This window comes from Clostridium sp. (assembly GCF_051650885.1).
Classification (GTDB): domain Bacteria; phylum Bacillota; class Clostridia; order Clostridiales; family Clostridiaceae; genus Clostridium.
In genome coordinates, this window is record NZ_JBOFRG010000150.1 from 1 (window position 1) to 18,432 (window position 18,432).

An 18,432-nucleotide genomic window follows, 5' to 3' on the forward strand; every position below is an offset into this window, starting at 1 on the left:
GCACTAGGTAGAACTTTATTTGAAGATGTTTACTCTCCAATAAATAATCCACCATTTCCTAAGTCACCTTTAGATGGATATGCTATACGTGGAGAAGAACTTGAAGGACTTGAAGGTTATAGAGAGTTTAAAGTTGTAGATAAGATTTTTGCAGGAGAAGTATCTACAAAAGAAGTGAAGTATGGAGAATGTATAAGAATTATGACAGGAGCTAAGATTCCAGAAGGTTTAAATTGTATAGTTAAACAAGAGGACACAGAAGAGAAAGATGGAATAGTTAAAATTTTTAAAGAGCATAAAGCTTATGATAACTATATTTATGAAGGTGAAGATTTTAAGAAAGGAGATAAAATTTTAGAAAAAGGAAAAAAGGTAACTTCGTCAGAAATGATGGCACTTGCGGCACTTGGTTTAAACAACATAAAGGTTTATAAAAAAGCTAGAGTTGGATTAATAAATACAGGTGATGAAATACAAAATCCAGGTGAAGAATTAAAAGATGGAAAAGTATTTAACTGTAATGGAGCTTTTTTAATTTCTAGAATAAAAGAATTGAATTTAGATGGAATTTTATATAATAATCTTTTAGATAATGAAAAAAGCTTAAGAAATGGGATAATGGAGTTAGAAAAGGTGACTGATATTATAATATCAACAGGTGGAGTATCTGTAGGAGAAAAGGATATTGTTCAAAAGGTTGTACATGACTTAGGTTATGAAATTCTTTTTTGGAAGGTTGATATAAAACCAGGTTCTCCATTATTTGTAGGAAAAAAAGGCGAAAGGCTTTATATAGGCTTATCAGGGACACCTGTTGCAAGTGCAACTACTTTTGAACTTTTATGTAGAGACGCTCTTTTAAAAATGATACACTGCAAAGAAGATATGTTAAAGTATGAAAAGGCAACGTTAAAAGATAGCTTTGAGAAAAAAGGAAAGAAAAGAAGATTTTTAAGAGCATATAAAGATAATGAGGGATATGTGTCTATAAACAACGTGTACCAAAGTCCAGGGCAAGTACATACTATGATAAATAGTAATTGCATTTTAGAAGTGAAGCCTGGTGAAATCTTAAAATCTGGTGAAGAGGTTTATATAATAAGATGATAGAATGCATAGCAGTTATTTTAGCAGGGGGAGAGAGTTCAAGGATGAACTATTCTCCAAAGGCTCTTCTAAAGTATGAAGATAAGTTGTTTATAGATAGAGAAATTGAAGCTTTAAAAGATTTTAAAGAAATTTTAGTATCCTGCAATGATGAAAAAATAAAAGAAAAGATACAAGGATATAAAATAATTGAAGATAAAATAAAAAATATTGGGCCAATAGGAGGCTTATATTCAGTTTTATCGGAAGTGGATGATGAAAAAGTATTAGTTGTTTCTTGTGATATGCCTTTTTTAAAAAAAGAAATCTTAAATAAGCTTGGAAGTATAGATTTTAAAGAGGAGTGTCTTATTCCTACTGTAAATGGAAAGATAGAACCTTTTTGTGGAGTATATAAAAAAGAAATATTAGGTAAAATAAAAAAAAGTATAGAAGAAGAAAAATATGGATTAATAAGATTTATAAAAGGGTTAAATGTTAAATTTATTGAAATAAATGATGAAAATAATTTTATAAATATAAATACAGTAGAAGAATATGATAAGTTAGTTATAGGTGAGTAAAATGGTAAGAATAATAAATGTAATGGGTGAATGTTCAAATGTTGGTAAAACTACTCTTATAGTGGGGGTTATAAAGGAACTTAAAGAACGTGGATTTAGTGTAGGAACTATAAAACATCATAGCCACTCAATTGATTTAGATAAAAAGGGGAAAGATACATACAGGCATAGGGAAGCTGGTGCTAGTGAAATTTGTATGGTGGCTAAAGGTAGAACTATAATGACAATAGAAAAAGAGCTCAGTTTAGAAGAGGCTATAAAGCTTTTTAGTGATAAGGACTTTATTATAGTTGAAGGCTATAAAAAAAGTGACCTTTATAAAATAGAAGTGTTTAATTCAAAATTAAGTACAAAAATAATTAGTGAAAAAGAAAAGCTTATTTGTGTAGCATCAGATATAGAGATTAAGATAGATGATATAGATGTAGTAAATAGAAATGACTACGAAAAAATAACAGAAAAAATATTAAATTTTAAGGAGGCTTAAAGAATGTATACTTTAGGAATAATCACAAGCAGTGATTCAGGATACGAAGGTAAAAGAGAAGATTTAAGTGGAAAGGTTATAGAGGAGATTGCAAAAGAGCATAACTTTAAAGTAGAAAAATATATTATGCTTCCAGATGATAAGGAAATGCTGAAAAATGAAATGATAAATATGGCAGATAACTTAAAAATAGAGCTTGTATTAACTACAGGTGGTACTGGATTTAGCAAGAGAGATATAACACCAGAAGCTACAAAAGAAGTTATTGAAAGAGAAGCACTTGGAATACCAGAGGCAGTAAGAGCTTATAGTTTAACATTAACTAAAAGAGCTATGCTTTCAAGAGCAACAGCAGGGATAAGGGGAGAAACTTTAATAGTGAATATGCCAGGAAGTCCAAAGGCATGTAGAGAAATTATGGAGTATCTTATAGAAGAATTAAAGCATGGAATAGACATTATGAAAGGAAGAACAGGAGAATGCGCAAGAAAGTAAAATTTCTTATTCCTATAGTAATTCTTACAGGGGTGGTTATAAGTTTAGTTGGATGCAATAAAAAAGAAGAAAATAAAGAAATTACAGTAAGTATTGCAGCAAGCTTAAAAGATCCAATGGAGAAAATAGGGGAAAACTTTACACAAGAAACAGGGGTACAGGTGAAATATAATATTGGTGGTTCAGGAACACTTCAAAAGCAAATTTTAAATGGAGCTAATGTAAATATGTTTTTTTCAGCAAATAAAGAGTATTCAGAAGATTTAGTGAAAAAAGGATATGTATATGAAAAAAGAATAGAAACTGTATTAACTAATTCTTTAGTTATAGTTGGAAATGAGCATTTAAAAAACTTAGATGATTTGAAAAATGCTACAGGAAAAATTGCAATTGGAGAGATAAATACAGTTCCAGCTGGGATGTATGCAAAAGAAAGCTTAGATTATTATAATTTATATAGCAGTGTGAAAGATAAATTAGTGTATGGAAAAAGTGTAAAAAGTGCATTAGAGTATGTAGAAAGTGGAAATGCTGAATATGGCTTTGTATATAAAACTGATGCTTTAAATTTAAAGCATGCAAAAATAGTTTATGAAATAAATAATAGCTCTCACCAAAAAATAGAATATACTTTATCAATTATGAAAGAAAATAATAATTTAGAAGATTCAAAGAAATTTTTAGATTACTTAAAAAGTGCTAAAGCGAAAGAAGTCTTTAAAAGCTATGGATTTAGTGTAAATTAATGATAACTAGTGCTTTCTTTATTTCATTTCAAGTAGTTATAGTATCTCTTATAATAACACTTGTACTTGGAATTGTATTTAATTACTTTTTGATTCATAAAAAGATAAGGGGAAAAAGTTTTTTAGAAACTATAATATTACTTCCAATGTTTATGCCACCATCAGCAGTAGGTTTTTTAGTGCTTATAGCTTTTGGTAAAAGAGGTGTACTTGGAAAGTTTCTTTATGAAAGCTTTGATATTTCGATAATTTTTACAATAGTGGGAGCAATAATAGTTGGAGTTATTGTAGCTATGCCTATAATGTATGGAAGCATAAAAACGAGTCTTTTAGGAGTAAGTGAAGATTTGAAGCTTGCAGCAATGGAAATGGGTGCAAAGGATAGAGTTGTATATAGAAAAATAAGTTTACCCTTATCTAAGAAGGGAATACTTACAGGAACTATTCTTTCAATAGCTAGGATTTTTGGAGAGTTTGGAGCAACTATCTTAGTTGCAGGAAATATACCAGGGGAAACACAAACAGTACCAATGGCGTTGTATTATGCTATTGAAAACAACAATACAGAGGTTGCAAGAACTATTTTAATAATAATAGTTTGTATATCTATCTTTTTAACCCTTGGATATAACTTTATACTTAAGAAATTAAAGTAAGGAGAAGAAAAAATGAAAAAAATAAACGTAAAAGATGCAGTGGGAAACGTTCTTTGTCATGATATAACTAAAATAGTGCCAGGAGAATTTAAAGGAAGAGCCTTTAAAAAAGGTCATATAATAAGAGAAGAAGATGTTGAAGAGCTTTTAAAAATAGGAAAAGAACATATATATGTTTGGGAAGCTAAAGAAGGAATGCTACATGAAAATGATGCAGCAGAAAGAATAAAAGATTTAGTTTGTGGCGAAGGTATAGAGTTTGGTGAAATAAAAGAAGGAAAAATAAACTTTATAGCAAAAAGAGATGGGCTTTTAAAAATAGATAAAGAAAAACTTTTAGATATAAATGATTTAGGAGAGATAATTATAGCAACTATACATAATAATACTCCAGTAAAAAAAGGAGAATTATTAGGAGGAACAAGGGTTATACCTCTTGTAATAGATGAAAAGAAAATTATAGAAGCTGAAAATCTTATAAATGAAAAAATAATAAGTGTAGAAGAAATTAAAGGTAAGAAAACATATATGATAACAACAGGAAGTGAAGTTTATCATGGAAGAATAAAAGATGCCTTTGGTCCTGCTGTAAAAAGAAAGATAGAATATTATGGATGTGAGCTTGTAAATCAAGCCATTGTAGATGATAAAAAAGAAGACATTATAAAAGAAATTCATAAGGCATTAGAAGAAGGTGCAGAATTTATAGTATGTACAGGAGGAATGTCAGTAGACCCAGATGATGTTACACCAACTGCTATAAAGGAAAGTGGTGCAGAGCTTATAACTTATGGAGCACCAGTACTTCCAGGGGCAATGTTTCTTTTAGCATACCATGGAAATACACCAATAGTTGGGCTTCCAGGATGCGTAATGTATTCAAAAAGAACAATATTTGATTTAGTTCTTCCTAGAATATTAGCAGATGAAAAATTAAAAAGAAGAGATATAAGTGCACTTGGACATGGTGGTCAATGTTTAATTGATTGTAAAGTATGTACATTCCCACATTGTTCTTTTGGAAAGGGTGAATAAGATGGATAATGGTTTAACTCACTTTGATAAAAATGGAAATGCTGTAATGGTAGATGTATCTAAAAAGAAAGATACAGAAAGAGTAGCAGTTGCAGTAGGAAAAGTTTTAGTAAGTCCAGAAACTTTAGAGTTAATTAAAAAAGGTGAAATAGGAAAAGGGGATGTTTTAGGAGTTGCAAGAGTTGCTGGAATAATGGGAATGAAAAAGACATCAGACTTAATTCCAATGTGTCATCCTATAATGATAAAGGGATGCTATATAAACTTTTCTATAAATGAAGAGGAATGTGCAATAGATATTGAAGGTATGGCAAAGCTTACAGATAAAACAGGAGTTGAAATGGAAGCTTTAACAGGAGTTTCAATTGCAGCATTAACAATATATGATATGTGTAAAGCTGTAGATAAAAGAATAAAAATAACAGATGTACATTTAAAAAGTAAAAAAGGTGGAAAGAGTGGAGACTTTTTCTATTAAGTAAGAGGTGGGAAATTTGAAAGATAAATTCGGCAGAACAGTTGACTACATTAGAGTATCCTTAACAGATAAATGTAATTTAAGATGTGTTTACTGTATGCCAGCTAAAGGTAATAAATTTTTTGAGGTAGAAGACAAATTAACTAATGATGAAGTTATAGAAGTAATTAAAGCGAGTGCAAAGCTTGGAATCAGAAAAGTAAGATTAACAGGGGGAGAACCTTTAGTTAGAAAAGATATTGAAGGCCTTATTGAAAAGATAAATAAGGTTAATGGAATTGAAGAGATTGCATTAACAACAAATGGTATTCTTTTAGAAGAAAAATTAGACTTCTTTAAAGAACATGGAGTTAAAGCTTTAAATATTAGTTTAGATACATTAAATGAAGAAAAGTTTAAAGAAATAACAAGAGGTGGAGATATTAATAAGGTTTTAAGAAGTATAGATAAAGCTTTAAGAATTGGAATAAAAATTAAGATTAACACAGTTGTTATTGATGAGCTAAACAAAGATGAAATATTAAGTCTTGTAGAGTTTACAAAAAAGAAAGATATAGCTTTAAGATTTATTGAGCTTATGCCAATAGGTGAAGGAAAAAACTTTAAGGGAGTTTCAAATGAAGAAATTTTAAAAGTTTTGAAGGAAAATAAATTAAATGTAGAAGTTATAGAAAGAAATAAAAAAGATGGTCCTGCAAAATATATAAAAATAGAAGATTACACTGGGAAAATTGGATTTATTAGTGCAATAAGTAATTGTTTTTGTGAAGATTGCAACAGAATAAGAATAACTACAGATGGAATGCTTAAACAATGTTTAAACTGGAAAAGTGATATTGACTTAAAAAAGATTTTAAGAAATGAAGATGAAGCGGAGCTTTTAAAAGTAATAGAAAGTGGAATATACAATAAACCAGAAATGTATTTATTCAACAAACAAGATGAAAATGAAGAAGAAAGAAACATGAATGAAATTGGAGGATAAAAAGATGGGAAAAATAAGAGCAATTTGTAAAAGTGAAAAAAAGGGAACTGCTAAAAAGAGAATACCTGAAATTAATCTAGTAGAAGGATTTGGATTAGAAGGAGATGCTCACGGAGGAAACTGGCATAGACAAGTTAGTCTTTTAAATGTAGATAAGATAGATGATTTTAATAAAGAAGGAGGAAATGTTGTATTTGGTGACTTCGGAGAAAACTTAGTTATTGAAGGAATTAGAGTTAATGAATTAGAAATAGGAACAAAATTAAAAGTTGGAGAAGCTATACTTGAAATAACTCAAATAGGGAAAAAATGTCATAATGAATGTGAAATTTTCCATAGAGTTGGAAGATGTATCATGCCTGTTTATGGAACTTTTTCAAAGGTTATAAAAGGTGGTCATATAGTAGAAGGTACAGAAGTAGAAGTATTAAAATAATACATAAATTGAAAAAAAAGTAAATTTAATATATAATCACCTTAAACAAAATTGTTTGGGGGGATTATATGAGTAAAATAAAAATGAATACACCATTAGTTGAGATGGATGGTGATGAAATGACAAGAGTTTTATGGAAGGTTATAAAAGAAGAACTTTTAGAGCCTTTTATAGAACTAAATACTGACTACTATGACTTAGGGCTAGAGTATAGGGAAAAAACAAATGATGAAGTAACGGTAGAAGCTGCAAATGCTATAAAGAAATATGGAGTTGGAGTAAAATGTGCAACAATAACTCCTAACATGCAAAGAGTAGAAGAATATAATTTAAAAGAAATGTGGAAAAGCCCTAATGGAACTATTAGAGCAATTTTAGATGGAACAGTATTCAGAGCACCAATCTTAGTAAATAACGTAAAACCTTACGTAAAAACATGGGACAAACCTATAACTATTGCAAGACATGCTTATGGAGATATTTATAAGGATGTAGAAATGAAAATAGAGGAAGAAGGTCTATGTGAATTAGTATTTACTAATAAAGAAGGAAAAGAAACCAGAGAAACTATTTTTGACTTTAATGAAAAAGGAATAGTTTTAGGAATGCATAATAAATATAAGTCAATAGAAAGCTTTGCTAGAAGTTGTTTTAACTATGCATTAGATAGTAAATTAGATTTATGGTTTTCAACTAAAGATACTATTTCAAAAAAATATGACCATACTTTTAAAGATATATTTGAAGAAATATTTGAAAAAGAATATAAAGAAAAGTTTGATGCTTTAGGAATAGAATATTTTTACACTTTAATAGATGATGCAGTAGCAAGGGTTATAAAATCAGAAGGTGGCTTTATATGGGCCTGTAAAAACTATGATGGTGATGTAATGAGTGATATGATAGCAACAGCTTTTGGTTCACTTGCGATGATGACATCAGTTTTAGTATCACCAGAAGGATATTATGAATATGAAGCAGCACATGGAACTGTTCAAAGACATTATTACAAGCATCTAAAAGGTGAAGAAACTTCAACAAATTCTATTGCAACTATTTTTGCTTGGAGTGGAGCTTTAAAAAAGCGTGGAGAACTTGATAATAATTTAGAATTAAGTAATTTTGCAGAAAAATTAGAAAAAGCTTCTATAAAAGTTATTGAAGATGGAAAAATGACAAAAGATATGGCATTAATAACTGAGTTTAAAAATCCAAAAGTTTTAAATAGTTTTCAGTTTATAAGAGAAATTAGAGAAGAATTAGAAAAAAACATATAAATTTTTAAGATTAGCATAACCTTTAAAGCATTGAGGTTATGCTATTTCTTTTAAAAATATAAAAAATATACTAAAAAAGTTAAAAAATTTCATAAAAATTTCATAAAAATGTTTACATTATCCAAAATTTGTTATAGAATAAGAGTGTAAATAATTACTAAATAATCAAAAACGAGTTAACCAAAGGCATTGAAAATGCTTTTAAGAAAACAAAAAGAAAAAGTAAAATATATACAAAAAAGAAAAAATATGATATATTTATTAAAGAAATTAATAAAATAGTCATAACTTCCATTAAGAAGAATATACTTTTAAAGGAAGTAAAAGAGAAAAGGAGATGTTTTAAATGAGTAAAGTATTAGTATTATCAAAAGGGACAGGACAAGCTAAAGCCTTCGAAAGAGTTGCAGTAGCATACACAGAGAAAAATAACTACCCAGTAGAATGGATCTTTGGAACTGAAGGAACTATGGGGGAAGCTCTTGCAGGAGGAGACGTTGCAGTAGCAATTATAGCACCTGAATTAATGCTAGTAGAAAAGAAAGTTAAAGCTGAATTAGAAGCAGTAAATGTACCACATGTAACTTTAAAACCAGTTGATTTTGGATTAAAGAACATGGAAAAAATAATGCCACAAATAGAACAATACGTAAAGTAGAGGTCTAAAAGTGGGAGATATTATCTTAACTAGACCAGGAAGTCATATGCTAAGACTCTTAGACTACACTGTTTATGTTAACGATGAAAAGGTTACCTTAATAAGTGATGATGCCAGAAAGGTATTAAATCTTAAGGAGGGAACACATAAAATATTTATTAAAGTTTTAGGAGCTAAAAGTAATATTTTAAACATAAATATAGAAAAGAATAAAACTGTTAGGTTAACATGTGAAGTTGGTCTTTCAGGATTTAGAGGATTATTTTCATACTTTCATATTTTTAGCAAAAAATTACTAAAACTAGATTACACTATAATTTAATGGTCAAGAGGTGTAATAGTTAAACTATGGTATGTATAGCTTATATTTTAGAATTATGGCACTTTTTCTAAAATAAAAAGCAATCATATATAAATAAAAGTATATAAGGGGGAACTAAAATGAAATTCATGGACAAATTAGCTGCAGGCTTAGAAAAGTTTCTTATGCCAATAGCTGAAAAATTAGGGCGTCAAAAGCAATTATGTGCTCTAAGAGACGGATTTATAGGAACATTACCAATATTTATGGCAGGATCTTTAGGATCATTATTCTTAAACGTATTTTTTAAAGCGGACTCATTAATAGGTGCAAAATTAAACACAATGGGAGCATATGCTGAATCGGTACAACCATTCATTACTAAGTATATAAACCCAATCGTAAACAACATGTGGTGGGGAACACTAGCATTAACTAGTATTTTCATCGTGTTAACTATAGCTTATGCTTTAGGAAGACAATATGAAGTAGACCCATTAGCTACAGCTTTAACAGCATTAGCTGCATTCTTAACATTAATTCCAGATGCACAACCAATTTCAATAGTTATCGATGAGGCAACTAAAGAAGCAGTTAACGGAAGCGCATGGGGAATGTTAAGTTGGGGTAACTTCAACTCAACAGCTATGTTTACAGCTATGATCGTTGCTTTAGTAGCAGGTCAATTATTTATATTCTTAACTAAAAAAGGATTCACTATCAAAATGCCTGAGCAAGTGCCACCAGCTGTATCAAAAGCATTCGCAGCAGTTATTCCAGCATTAATAGTAATTCTTATTGCAGGTGTTGTATTCTCAGTAAGTTTCGTAGGATTCGGAACTGAATTAAAAGTTATGATTGAAAAAGCTATCCAAGAGCCATTAATGAAACTTGGTGCATCACCAATCACATACATTGTATTAGTAACATTATCACAATTATTATGGTTCTTCGGATTACACGGAATGAACATGGTAGAGCCAGCGTTAAATGCTATGTACTCTCCAACATTAGCTGAAAACTTAGAGTTAATCAACCAAGGTAAAGAAGCTGTTCACGTATTAACAAGAAACTTTGTTGACGTATACGCTATGCCAGGAGGATCAGGAGGAACTTTAGCATTATTAATCGCTATATTCATCTTCTCTAAGAAGCAAGAGTCAAGAGAACTTGCAAAACTTGCTATCGCACCTGGTATCTTCCAAATAAATGAGCCAGTAATATTCGGTTTACCACTTGTATTAAACCCAATTTACTTCATACCATTTATAATAACTCCAGGTATCTGTATTGCAATCGCATATATGGTTACAAATGCAGGTCTTGTTAGTAAGTTATCTATTGCAGGACCATGGGTAACACCACCAATCTTCTCAGCAGTAGTTGGAACTGGTGGAGATATCAAAGCTGGTATCTTAGCAGCAGCATTATTACTTCTTGCAGTATTAATATGGACTCCATTCGTTATCGCTGCAAACAAAGTAGGAAACGAAGATTAATTAGTTTAAATAAGAGAGGTGTGGAATTATCCACACCTCTTTTTAAATAAAATAAAGGTTTTATAATACATAGCTAATAATATAGAAAATATATACAGAAATATGGTAAAATAAAAGTAGATTTATTTTTTAAGAGTTACAGGAGGGAATTATTTTGGGATTTATAAATTCAACAGTAGTAGATTATCCAGTAGAAGAAGTTTTTAAGGTTTTCATAAGAACTGCAAAGAGAGATTTTCCAAAGTTTAATGAAAAGGAACCTATAGGTTGTTATGTAACAAAAAAGGTAGGAACTTATTCAGCAAAATCTGGGACATGCAGAGTAGAAATAACAGATTATAAGACAAATGAACTTTATCAAATAACAAGTGTTAAAGATAAAATGGTATACGTTTCAACTTATTCATTTGAAAGAGATGGAGATGAAAGAACAAAAATAACCTTAGAAGAAACTGAGGATACACCAGGAGCATTCCAGTGGTTTAATACACTTATTCAAAGGATATGTTTTAAAGGAACTGTTAAGAGAAGATTTAGTGTTTTTGCAGATGCCCTTGAAAAAGCTATAGAAGATTATAGAGAAAAGGTTGAAAAAGCAAAACCAAAAAATGAAAAAGAAGTTTCAGTAGATTTAAATAAAGATATTGAAGAAAACGAAGAGTAAAAAAGAGGACTGCTAAAAATATTTTAGCAGTCCTTTTAAAGTTATTTAAAAAGCGAAGTTTCCATTTTCAAATACTTTTATTGAAGTTCCATCATGAGTATATCCAACAATATTTAAATCTTTAGAGCCAATCATAAAATCAACGTGTTTTAAAGAATTATTTGCACCAGCTTTTAATAATTCTTCTTCATTCATTTTTTCACCATCTTTAATACAACTGCTATATGCACGACCTATTGCTAGGTGACATGAAGCATTTTCATCAAATAATGTGTTGTAGAAAAGGATGTTTGAGTTTGAAATTGGTGAATCATAAGGAACAAGTGCAACTTCTCCTAAGTAATGAGAACCTTCATCTGTTTCGATTAAGCTTTTTAAAGCGTCATAACCTTCTTTTGCAGTAAAATCTACAATTCTACCATCTTTAAAAGTTAAGGTAAATTCATCTACTAAAGTTCCATTATAGTTTAATGGCTTAGTTGAATAAACTATTCCATTTACACCATCTCTTTTTGGTAGAGTAAATATTTCTTCAGTTGGCATATTTGCAATAAATTCAACACCACCTGTAGTTACATCAGAACCACCGCACCAAATATGGTTTTCAGGAAGCTCTATTTCTAAATCAGTTCCTATTGAGTTTGTGTATTTTAATTTTTTAAAATTGTATTTTTCGAAGAATTTAATATTTTCTTTTAAGCTTTTTGAATGTTTATCCCATGCATCTACAGGATTTTCTAAATCAACTCTTACTATTTTAAAGATAGCATCCCATAAAGAGTCTACTGCATCTTCTTCATTAAGTTCTGGGAATACTTTTTTAGCCCAAGCTTTTGATGGAACAGAAACTACGCACCAAGCATTTTCGTTATTCATTACTTTTTCATAGTAATCTTTTAAAGCTATACTTCTAGCTTGTGATGAGGCTGCTATTTTATTTCCATCTATCTCTTTTAAAAGTTCAGGATTACTAGCTGATATTGAAAGGAATGAAGCACCATTTCTTTGATAGTACATATATTTTTCAATTTCAAAATCAGGAACTTCTTTTAAACTTTCTAAAGATTCATTTTGTAGTTTTATTTTAGAAAAATTTTCATCACCATAATTGATATAAACATTTTTTGCCCCAACGTTGTAAGCTTTTTCTGAAATTATTCTAGAAAACTCTGCACATTCAATTGGAGAATTTATAAATAAAAGTCCATCCTTTTGAATGTTAAGACCTTTTTTTACTATTAAATCTGCATATTTTTCAAGTATTGTATTTAGGTTTTTAATCATAATCTATACCTCCAAATGTATTTATTATTATTATTTTATCATATGAAAGGTTATTCTTATAAAATAAAGTTTAAATTTATTGAAAACATATTAAGTTGAAATAAAGTGAATTTTTACTGTGATTGTATGGAAACTTAATAAGTAATATAATAGAAGTACTAAAGATTAGGGGACGAGGTGTAAGTTTTGAATAAACTATTAGAAGAATTAGTTGAAAAAAATAGAAAGTATGGAAAGCTTGGAAATGTGGCGTCATATATTCCAGCATTACTTGAAGGCGATAAAAATCATTTAGGAGTAGCCATTGTTAAATTAGATGGAAGAGAATTTAGTGCAGGTGAATGTAATAAGAAGTTTACAATTCAAAGCATATCAAAGGTTGTAAGTCTTATGCTAGCAATTAAAGACAATGGATATAAAAAGGTTTTAGAAAAAGTAAATGTAGAACCTACAGGTGAAGGGTTTAACTCAATTGTAAATTTAGAGACAAAAGATACAAAAAGACCATATAACCCTATGATAAATGCAGGTGCTATAATGACTACTTCTTTAATAAAAGGGAATAATGAAGAAGAAAAATTAAATAGATTATTAGACTTTTTAAAAAAGGGAACTAATAATGAGAACATAAGCATAAATGAAGAAGTGTACATATCAGAAAAAGAAACAGGGGATAGAAATAGAGCCCTTGCATACTATATGAAAGGAAACAAAATTTTAGATGGAAATGTAGAAGAAATCTTATCTCTTTATTTTAAGCAATGTGCCATTGAAGGAACAGCTATGGATTTAGCAAGATTTGGAGCAGTTCTTGCAAATGATGGAATAATTCCATGGAGCAATGAAAGACTTATAGAAAAAGATATTTGTAGAGTAGTAAAAACTATAATGGTTACTTGTGGTATGTATGATGCATCAGGAGAGTTTGCAGTTAAAATAGGTATTCCAGCTAAAAGTGGAGTTGGAGGAGGTATTTTAGGTGCAGTTCCAAAAAGAATGGGAATTGGAGTATATGGACCAGCTTTAGATGAAAAAGGAAACAGTATTGCAGGCATTGAGTTGTTAAGTGATTTATCTAAAGAATTAGATTTAAGCATTTTTTAAAATTAGAAAAAATTACAAGAACTTAATTACTAAAATTAACTATAAAATGATATAATTATTAAAAGAAAAAAGATAACTGGAGGAAGAGATGGAAAGATTATTAATATTAGATTCAAATTCACTTATGAACAGAGCATTTTTTGCAATTCCACAGACCTTAACTAATAGTGAAGGAATACATACAAATGCTATTTATGGTTTTGTAAATATGCTTATAAAAATGAAAGAAGATATAAATCCAAAATATATAATAGCAACATTTGATAAAAAAGCACCAACATTTAGACATAAGGAATATAAAGACTATAAAGCTGGAAGAAAAAAAATGGCTCCAGAATTATATGAGCAATTCCCAATTATGAAGGAGCTTTTAGGATATTTAGGTATTGATTCATATGAACTTGAAGGATATGAAGCAGATGACTTAATTGGAACTATAGCAAAAGAAGCTAGTAGAAATGGAATTGAAGTATTTATAGTAACAGGAGATAAGGATGCTCTTCAATTAGCTGATACTAATATAAATGTAGTAATAACTAAGAAGGGTGTTTCAGAAGTCGCTGTATATGATGAAAAGACATTTATAGAAGAGTTTGGAGTTACACCAACTCAGTTTATAGATGTAAAAGGACTTATGGGAGATAAGAGTGATAACATTCCAGGAGTACCAGGTGTAGGAGAAAAAACTGCATTTAAATTAATAAAAGATTATGGTTCTGTTGAAAATGTTTTAGAGCATATAGATGAATTATCAGGAAAGAAATTAAAAGAAAATCTTGAAGAAAATAAAGAACAAGCAATTTTTAGTAAAAGACTTGCAACAATAGAAGTCAATGCACCAATTACAGGAATAATGGAAGCTATAGAAGGAGAAAAAGAAGATAATCCAGTTATGGCAAAAGAACTGTTATTAAAGCTTGGAATGAATAGAAATACAATAAGTAAATTGGTTGTAGAAGAAGAAAAAGAAGAAGAAGCTATAGAAGTTATAGAGTTAGAAGAAAAAGACTTAAATGAATTTTTAAGTAAAAATAATAAATATTATATAACATATGTAGAAGAGCATACTCCTTTAAACTCAGAAAGAAAAATAAAATATATTCACTTTGGTGAAAAGAAAAAGGTATATAAGCTAGATATGGAGCATATTAATATATCTCTATTAAAAGAATTCTTCCAAAATGAAAAGATTGAAAAAACTATACATGATGGAAAAGCTTTAGTGAAAATATTACTTAATAATGATATTAAAATAGAAGGCTTTAATTTTGATACAGCAATAGGAGCTTATATTATTGATTCATCAAGAGGTGATTATTCAGTTGATAAAGTAGCTTCATTTACTATCTTTGAAGAAATTAAAGGGGATAACAAGGAAAATATCATATTAAATGGTGCAACATATTTAGAAGCTATTGAAAAAGATTTAAAAGATAAAATAAGAAAAGAAAATATGGAAAAATTATATTATGATATAGAGCATCCATTAATGTTTGTTTTAGCTGATATGGAGAATGTAGGATTTAAAATAGATAGAGAAGTTTTAGATTCACTTCAGGTTAAGTTTAAAGGTGAGCTAGATAAGACTGAAGCAGAGATATACGCTTTAGCAGAAGAAAAGTTTAACATAAATTCACCAAAGCAACTTGGAGTTATTCTTTTTGAAAAGCTAGACTTAAGAGTTATTAAGAAAACAAAGACAGGATATTCAACTAACGCAGATGTATTAAATAAGCTTAAAGATGACCATCCTATCATTGAAAAAATAACGTATTACAGACAAATAAGTAAGATATATTCAACTTATGTAGAAGGAATTAAGGCATTAATAGATACTGATGGAAAGATTCATACAAACTTCAATCAGACAGTAACAACAACAGGAAGACTTTCAAGTACTGAGCCAAACCTTCAAAATATTCCTATAAGATATGAAATGGGAAGAGAGATAAGAAAGTTCTTTATTACAGATAATCCTGAAGATACACTTTTATCTTTAGACTATTCTCAAATAGAATTAAGAGTGCTTGCTCATATAAGTAGAGATGAAAATATGATAAATGCTTTTAAAGAGCATAGTGATATTCATACTAAAACAGCAGCAGAAGTATTTAATGTACCTGTTGATGAAGTAACTAGCTTAATGAGATCTAGAGCAAAGGCAGTTAACTTTGGTATAGTATATGGAATGAGTGATTTCTCACTTGCACAAGATTTAAAAATAACTAAAAAAGAAGCAAGTTCATATATGGAAATTTACTTCTCAAGATACCCTAAAATAAAAGAATATCTTGAAAAGGTAGTTGAAGATGCAAAAGAAACAGGAATATGTACTACTATTTTAAATAGAAAAAGATTTATACCAGAAATTAAATCTTCAAATAGAATAGTAAAAGCACTTGGTGAAAGACTTGCCATGAATGCACCAATTCAAGGAAGTGCAGCAGATATTATAAAAATAGCAATGATTAATGTATATAATAGAATACAAAAGGAAAAATTAAGAAGTGAACTGTTATTACAAGTACACGATGAACTTATACTAAATGTTAAAGAAGATGAATTAGAAACTGTTAAGAAACTTGTAAAAGAAGAAATGGAAAATGTTTTAAAACTAGATGTTCCATTAGAAGTAGACTCAAATACAGGTAAAACATGGTATGACATAAAGTAGAAAGGGTGAAATAGTTTGTTAAAGATAGGGCTTACAGGTGGGATTGGGACTGGAAAATCCACTGTATCAAATATATTTAGAGAAGAAAAGATTGATATAATCGATGCAGATGTTATAGGAAGAGAAGTTCTTATAGAATATCCAGAAATATTACAAAAGGTAAGAATAGAATTTGGGGACGGCTTTTTTGATTGGCGTGGAGATTTTAGACGTAAAGAATTTGGAAACCATATATTCAGGTTTCCAAATCAAAGGATAAAATATGAAAATATAATAATGCCATATATAATAAAAAGTATTTATAAAGAAATAGAAAAATTAGAAAAAAAGAAAAAAAAGATAATAATAATAGATGCACCTACATTAATAGAGACAAAGCTACATGAAGAAATGGATTATATTATATTAGTTACAGCAGAAAGTCAAACTCAGATAGGAAGAGTTAAAAGACGTGATGGATTAAATAATCATGATGTAATAAATAGAATTAATGCACAAATGCCACTAGAAAAGAAAAAGGAATTTGCCAATATTATTATAGATAATAATAGAGAGTTAGAAAAAACTAAAGAGCAAGTTTTAGATATAATCACCTTCTTCAATAATAAGATTTAGAAAAAGAGGGAAAAGGATGAAGTTTAAAAAGTTAATAATAGGAATCCTTATTGCAGTAATAATTATAGCTAGTGGATTATTTGTTATAAAAAACTATGTTTTTCCATATGCACATAAAGATATAGTTGATAAATATAGTAAAGAATATGATTTAGACCCATTATTTGTTCTTTCAGTAATGAAAGCAGAAAGTGGATTTAATGAAAATGCTCACTCCCATAAGGATGCAATAGGGTTAATGCAAATCACAAAGTCTACAGGTAAGTGGATATGGGAGCAAATGGGTGGAACAGATTTTAATTCAGATGTACTATATAATGAGGATACAAATATAAAAATGGGGTGTTGGTATTTAGATAATCTATCTAAAGAGTTTAATGGGAATAGGGAACTTGTTTTAGCTGCATATAATGCTGGAAGAGGAAACGTAAATAAGTGGCTAAAAAATTCGGCGTATTCAAAGGATGGGGAAAACTTAGATGTTATACCATTTAAAGAAACTAAGAATTATGTAGATAGAATAAACTTTAATTATGAAGTTTATAAATTCCTATATGGAGAATAGAAGAGGATTGAGAAGGGGGGATTTTTTCTAATGGGTAAAAAGAAAAAATTAACAATGGGAATAACAGTTTTTTTAATACTATCATTAATAACATTAATAATAGTAAAGGTATTAATGCCGTATTTTGTTCCTGTTAAAGTGGTTGAAACATGGGGAAGTAGTCCACCCACAAGTAGGGAAGAGATTTTATATAACTTTATAGAAAATGAAATGACTACTGAAAATGGTGGTATAAAAACAAATTATTTGAATGAAAAAAATGAGGGCGATATTACAAAGGGTGATTCAGTATTATCAGAATCAGAAGGCTTAATGCTTCTTTATTATATAGAAAGAAATGATGAAGAAGGATTTAATAAAACTTTTCAGTATATAAAAGAAAATATGCTTTTAGAAAATGGTCTTATAAGTTGGAGAATTGATGGAAATGAAAAATCAAAGGTTTCTGCAACTATAGATGAACTTAGAATAATAAAAGCATTAATAATTGCAGGAGAAAAGTGGGGAAGTGTAAAAGATAGATATTATGCAATTGAAATTGCAAATGGATTATATAAAAACTTAAAAGAAGGAAATTTATTAGTTGATTTTAATGATGGAACAGGAAATAGTGATAAAGTAACACTTTGTTATATTGATTTACTAGCATTAAAATATTTAACTAATATAGATTTTAAGTGGAAGGGAATTTACACAGAATCAGAAAAAATTCTACAAGGTGGGTTTATTAGTAATGAAGTACCATTATATAGAAAAGTTTATGATATAAAAACCAAAAAATATGATACTGAAAATGTAGATAT

At 29.1% G+C, this 18,432-nt stretch carries 21 protein-coding genes; 20 read left to right on the forward strand and 1 reads right to left on the reverse strand.

All coding sequences use genetic code 11. The annotated features are described in order from the left end of the window. The 15 genes from ACRC28_RS07200 to ACRC28_RS07270 all read left to right on the forward strand — a co-directional run. Positions 1-1,107: molybdopterin molybdotransferase MoeA (locus tag ACRC28_RS07200; RefSeq protein ID WP_438542772.1), on the forward strand; the 1,107-nt coding region annotated here is incomplete at its 5' end. Continuing rightward, a complete protein-coding gene (locus tag ACRC28_RS07205) occupies positions 1,104-1,670 on the forward strand; it encodes a molybdenum cofactor guanylyltransferase (RefSeq protein ID WP_438542773.1) in 567 nt (188 codons plus the stop codon). The genes ACRC28_RS07200 and ACRC28_RS07205, both read left to right, overlap by 4 nt. Before the next feature lies 1 nt (position 1,671). Beyond that, on the forward strand, positions 1,672-2,157 hold the full coding sequence (gene mobB / locus ACRC28_RS07210) for a molybdopterin-guanine dinucleotide biosynthesis protein B (protein ID WP_438542774.1): 486 nt from the start codon (positions 1,672-1,674) through the stop codon (positions 2,155-2,157). Between the two features lie 3 nt (positions 2,158-2,160). Then, a complete protein-coding gene (locus tag ACRC28_RS07215) occupies positions 2,161-2,652 on the forward strand; it encodes a MogA/MoaB family molybdenum cofactor biosynthesis protein (protein ID WP_438542775.1) in 492 nt (163 codons plus the stop codon). Further along, a complete protein-coding gene (modA, locus tag ACRC28_RS07220; RefSeq protein ID WP_438542776.1) occupies positions 2,637-3,398 on the forward strand; it encodes a molybdate ABC transporter substrate-binding protein in 762 nt (253 codons plus the stop codon). Before ACRC28_RS07215 ends, modA begins: the two co-directional genes overlap by 16 nt. Next, positions 3,398-4,054 (forward strand): molybdate ABC transporter permease subunit, encoded by a 657-nt coding sequence (gene modB / locus ACRC28_RS07225; protein WP_438542777.1) that lies wholly within the window; start codon positions 3,398-3,400, stop codon positions 4,052-4,054. The genes modA and modB overlap by 1 nt, the downstream gene beginning before the upstream one ends. A 12-nt stretch (positions 4,055-4,066) precedes the next feature. Continuing rightward, positions 4,067-5,089: a molybdopterin-binding protein gene (locus ACRC28_RS07230; RefSeq protein ID WP_438542778.1), complete on the forward strand. Its 1,023-nt coding sequence runs from the start codon at positions 4,067-4,069 to the stop codon at positions 5,087-5,089. 1 nt (position 5,090) lies between these two features. Beyond that, positions 5,091-5,567, forward strand: coding sequence for a cyclic pyranopterin monophosphate synthase MoaC (gene moaC / locus ACRC28_RS07235; protein WP_438542779.1), 477 nt, complete (start codon positions 5,091-5,093; stop codon positions 5,565-5,567). 7 nt (positions 5,568-5,574) lie between these two features. After that, the gene (gene moaA / locus ACRC28_RS07240; protein ID WP_438542780.1) at positions 5,575-6,552 is read left to right on the forward strand and encodes a GTP 3',8-cyclase MoaA; all 978 of its coding nucleotides are present in this window, start codon (positions 5,575-5,577) and stop codon (positions 6,550-6,552) included. A 4-nt stretch (positions 6,553-6,556) separates the two neighbouring features. Then, entirely contained in the window at positions 6,557-6,988 is a 432-nt protein-coding gene (locus tag ACRC28_RS07245; protein ID WP_438542781.1) for an MOSC domain-containing protein, read from the forward strand. Between the two features lie 68 nt (positions 6,989-7,056). After that, positions 7,057-8,265: an NADP-dependent isocitrate dehydrogenase gene (locus tag ACRC28_RS07250; protein ID WP_438542782.1), complete on the forward strand. Its 1,209-nt coding sequence runs from the start codon at positions 7,057-7,059 to the stop codon at positions 8,263-8,265. Positions 8,266-8,611: 346 nt separating this feature from the next. Beyond that, complete coding sequence (locus tag ACRC28_RS07255; protein ID WP_438542783.1) at positions 8,612-8,923, forward strand: hypothetical protein; 312 nt, start codon at positions 8,612-8,614, stop codon at positions 8,921-8,923. 10 nt (positions 8,924-8,933) lie between these two features. After that, positions 8,934-9,245 (forward strand): hypothetical protein, encoded by a 312-nt coding sequence (locus ACRC28_RS07260; protein ID WP_438542784.1) that lies wholly within the window; start codon positions 8,934-8,936, stop codon positions 9,243-9,245. 119 nt (positions 9,246-9,364) lie between these two features. Continuing rightward, entirely contained in the window at positions 9,365-10,723 is a 1,359-nt protein-coding gene (locus ACRC28_RS07265; protein WP_438542785.1) for a PTS sugar transporter subunit IIC, read from the forward strand. A 154-nt stretch (positions 10,724-10,877) separates the two neighbouring features. After that, a complete protein-coding gene (locus tag ACRC28_RS07270) occupies positions 10,878-11,387 on the forward strand; it encodes a DUF3284 domain-containing protein (RefSeq protein ID WP_438542786.1) in 510 nt (169 codons plus the stop codon). A gap of 45 nt (positions 11,388-11,432) precedes the next feature. On the opposite strand, the gene ACRC28_RS07275 is transcribed toward ACRC28_RS07270, so the two are convergent. Further along, a complete protein-coding gene (locus ACRC28_RS07275) occupies positions 11,433-12,671 on the reverse strand; it encodes an aminopeptidase (RefSeq protein WP_438542787.1) in 1,239 nt (412 codons plus the stop codon). A gap of 186 nt (positions 12,672-12,857) precedes the next feature. Here ACRC28_RS07275 and glsA point away from each other — a divergent pair, with 186 nt between their 5' ends. The 5 genes from glsA to ACRC28_RS07300 form a co-directional block, all read left to right on the forward strand. Beyond that, positions 12,858-13,775 carry a glutaminase A gene (gene glsA / locus ACRC28_RS07280; protein ID WP_438542788.1) on the forward strand — a complete coding sequence of 306 codons (918 nt, stop codon included), beginning with the start codon at positions 12,858-12,860 and terminating at the stop codon, positions 13,773-13,775. A gap of 88 nt (positions 13,776-13,863) precedes the next feature. Continuing rightward, on the forward strand, positions 13,864-16,449 hold the full coding sequence (gene polA, locus ACRC28_RS07285) for a DNA polymerase I (protein WP_438542789.1): 2,586 nt from the start codon (positions 13,864-13,866) through the stop codon (positions 16,447-16,449). A 15-nt stretch (positions 16,450-16,464) separates the two neighbouring features. After that, entirely contained in the window at positions 16,465-17,064 is a 600-nt protein-coding gene (gene coaE, locus ACRC28_RS07290; RefSeq protein WP_438542790.1) for a dephospho-CoA kinase, read from the forward strand. Positions 17,065-17,080: 16 nt separating this feature from the next. Further along, positions 17,081-17,629, forward strand: a complete 549-nt coding sequence (locus tag ACRC28_RS07295; protein ID WP_438542791.1) for a lytic transglycosylase domain-containing protein — start codon at positions 17,081-17,083, stop codon at positions 17,627-17,629. Positions 17,630-17,659: 30 nt separating this feature from the next. Continuing rightward, on the forward strand, positions 17,660-18,432 hold a 773-nt coding region (locus ACRC28_RS07300; RefSeq protein WP_438542792.1), incomplete at its 3' end, for a glycosyl hydrolase family 8.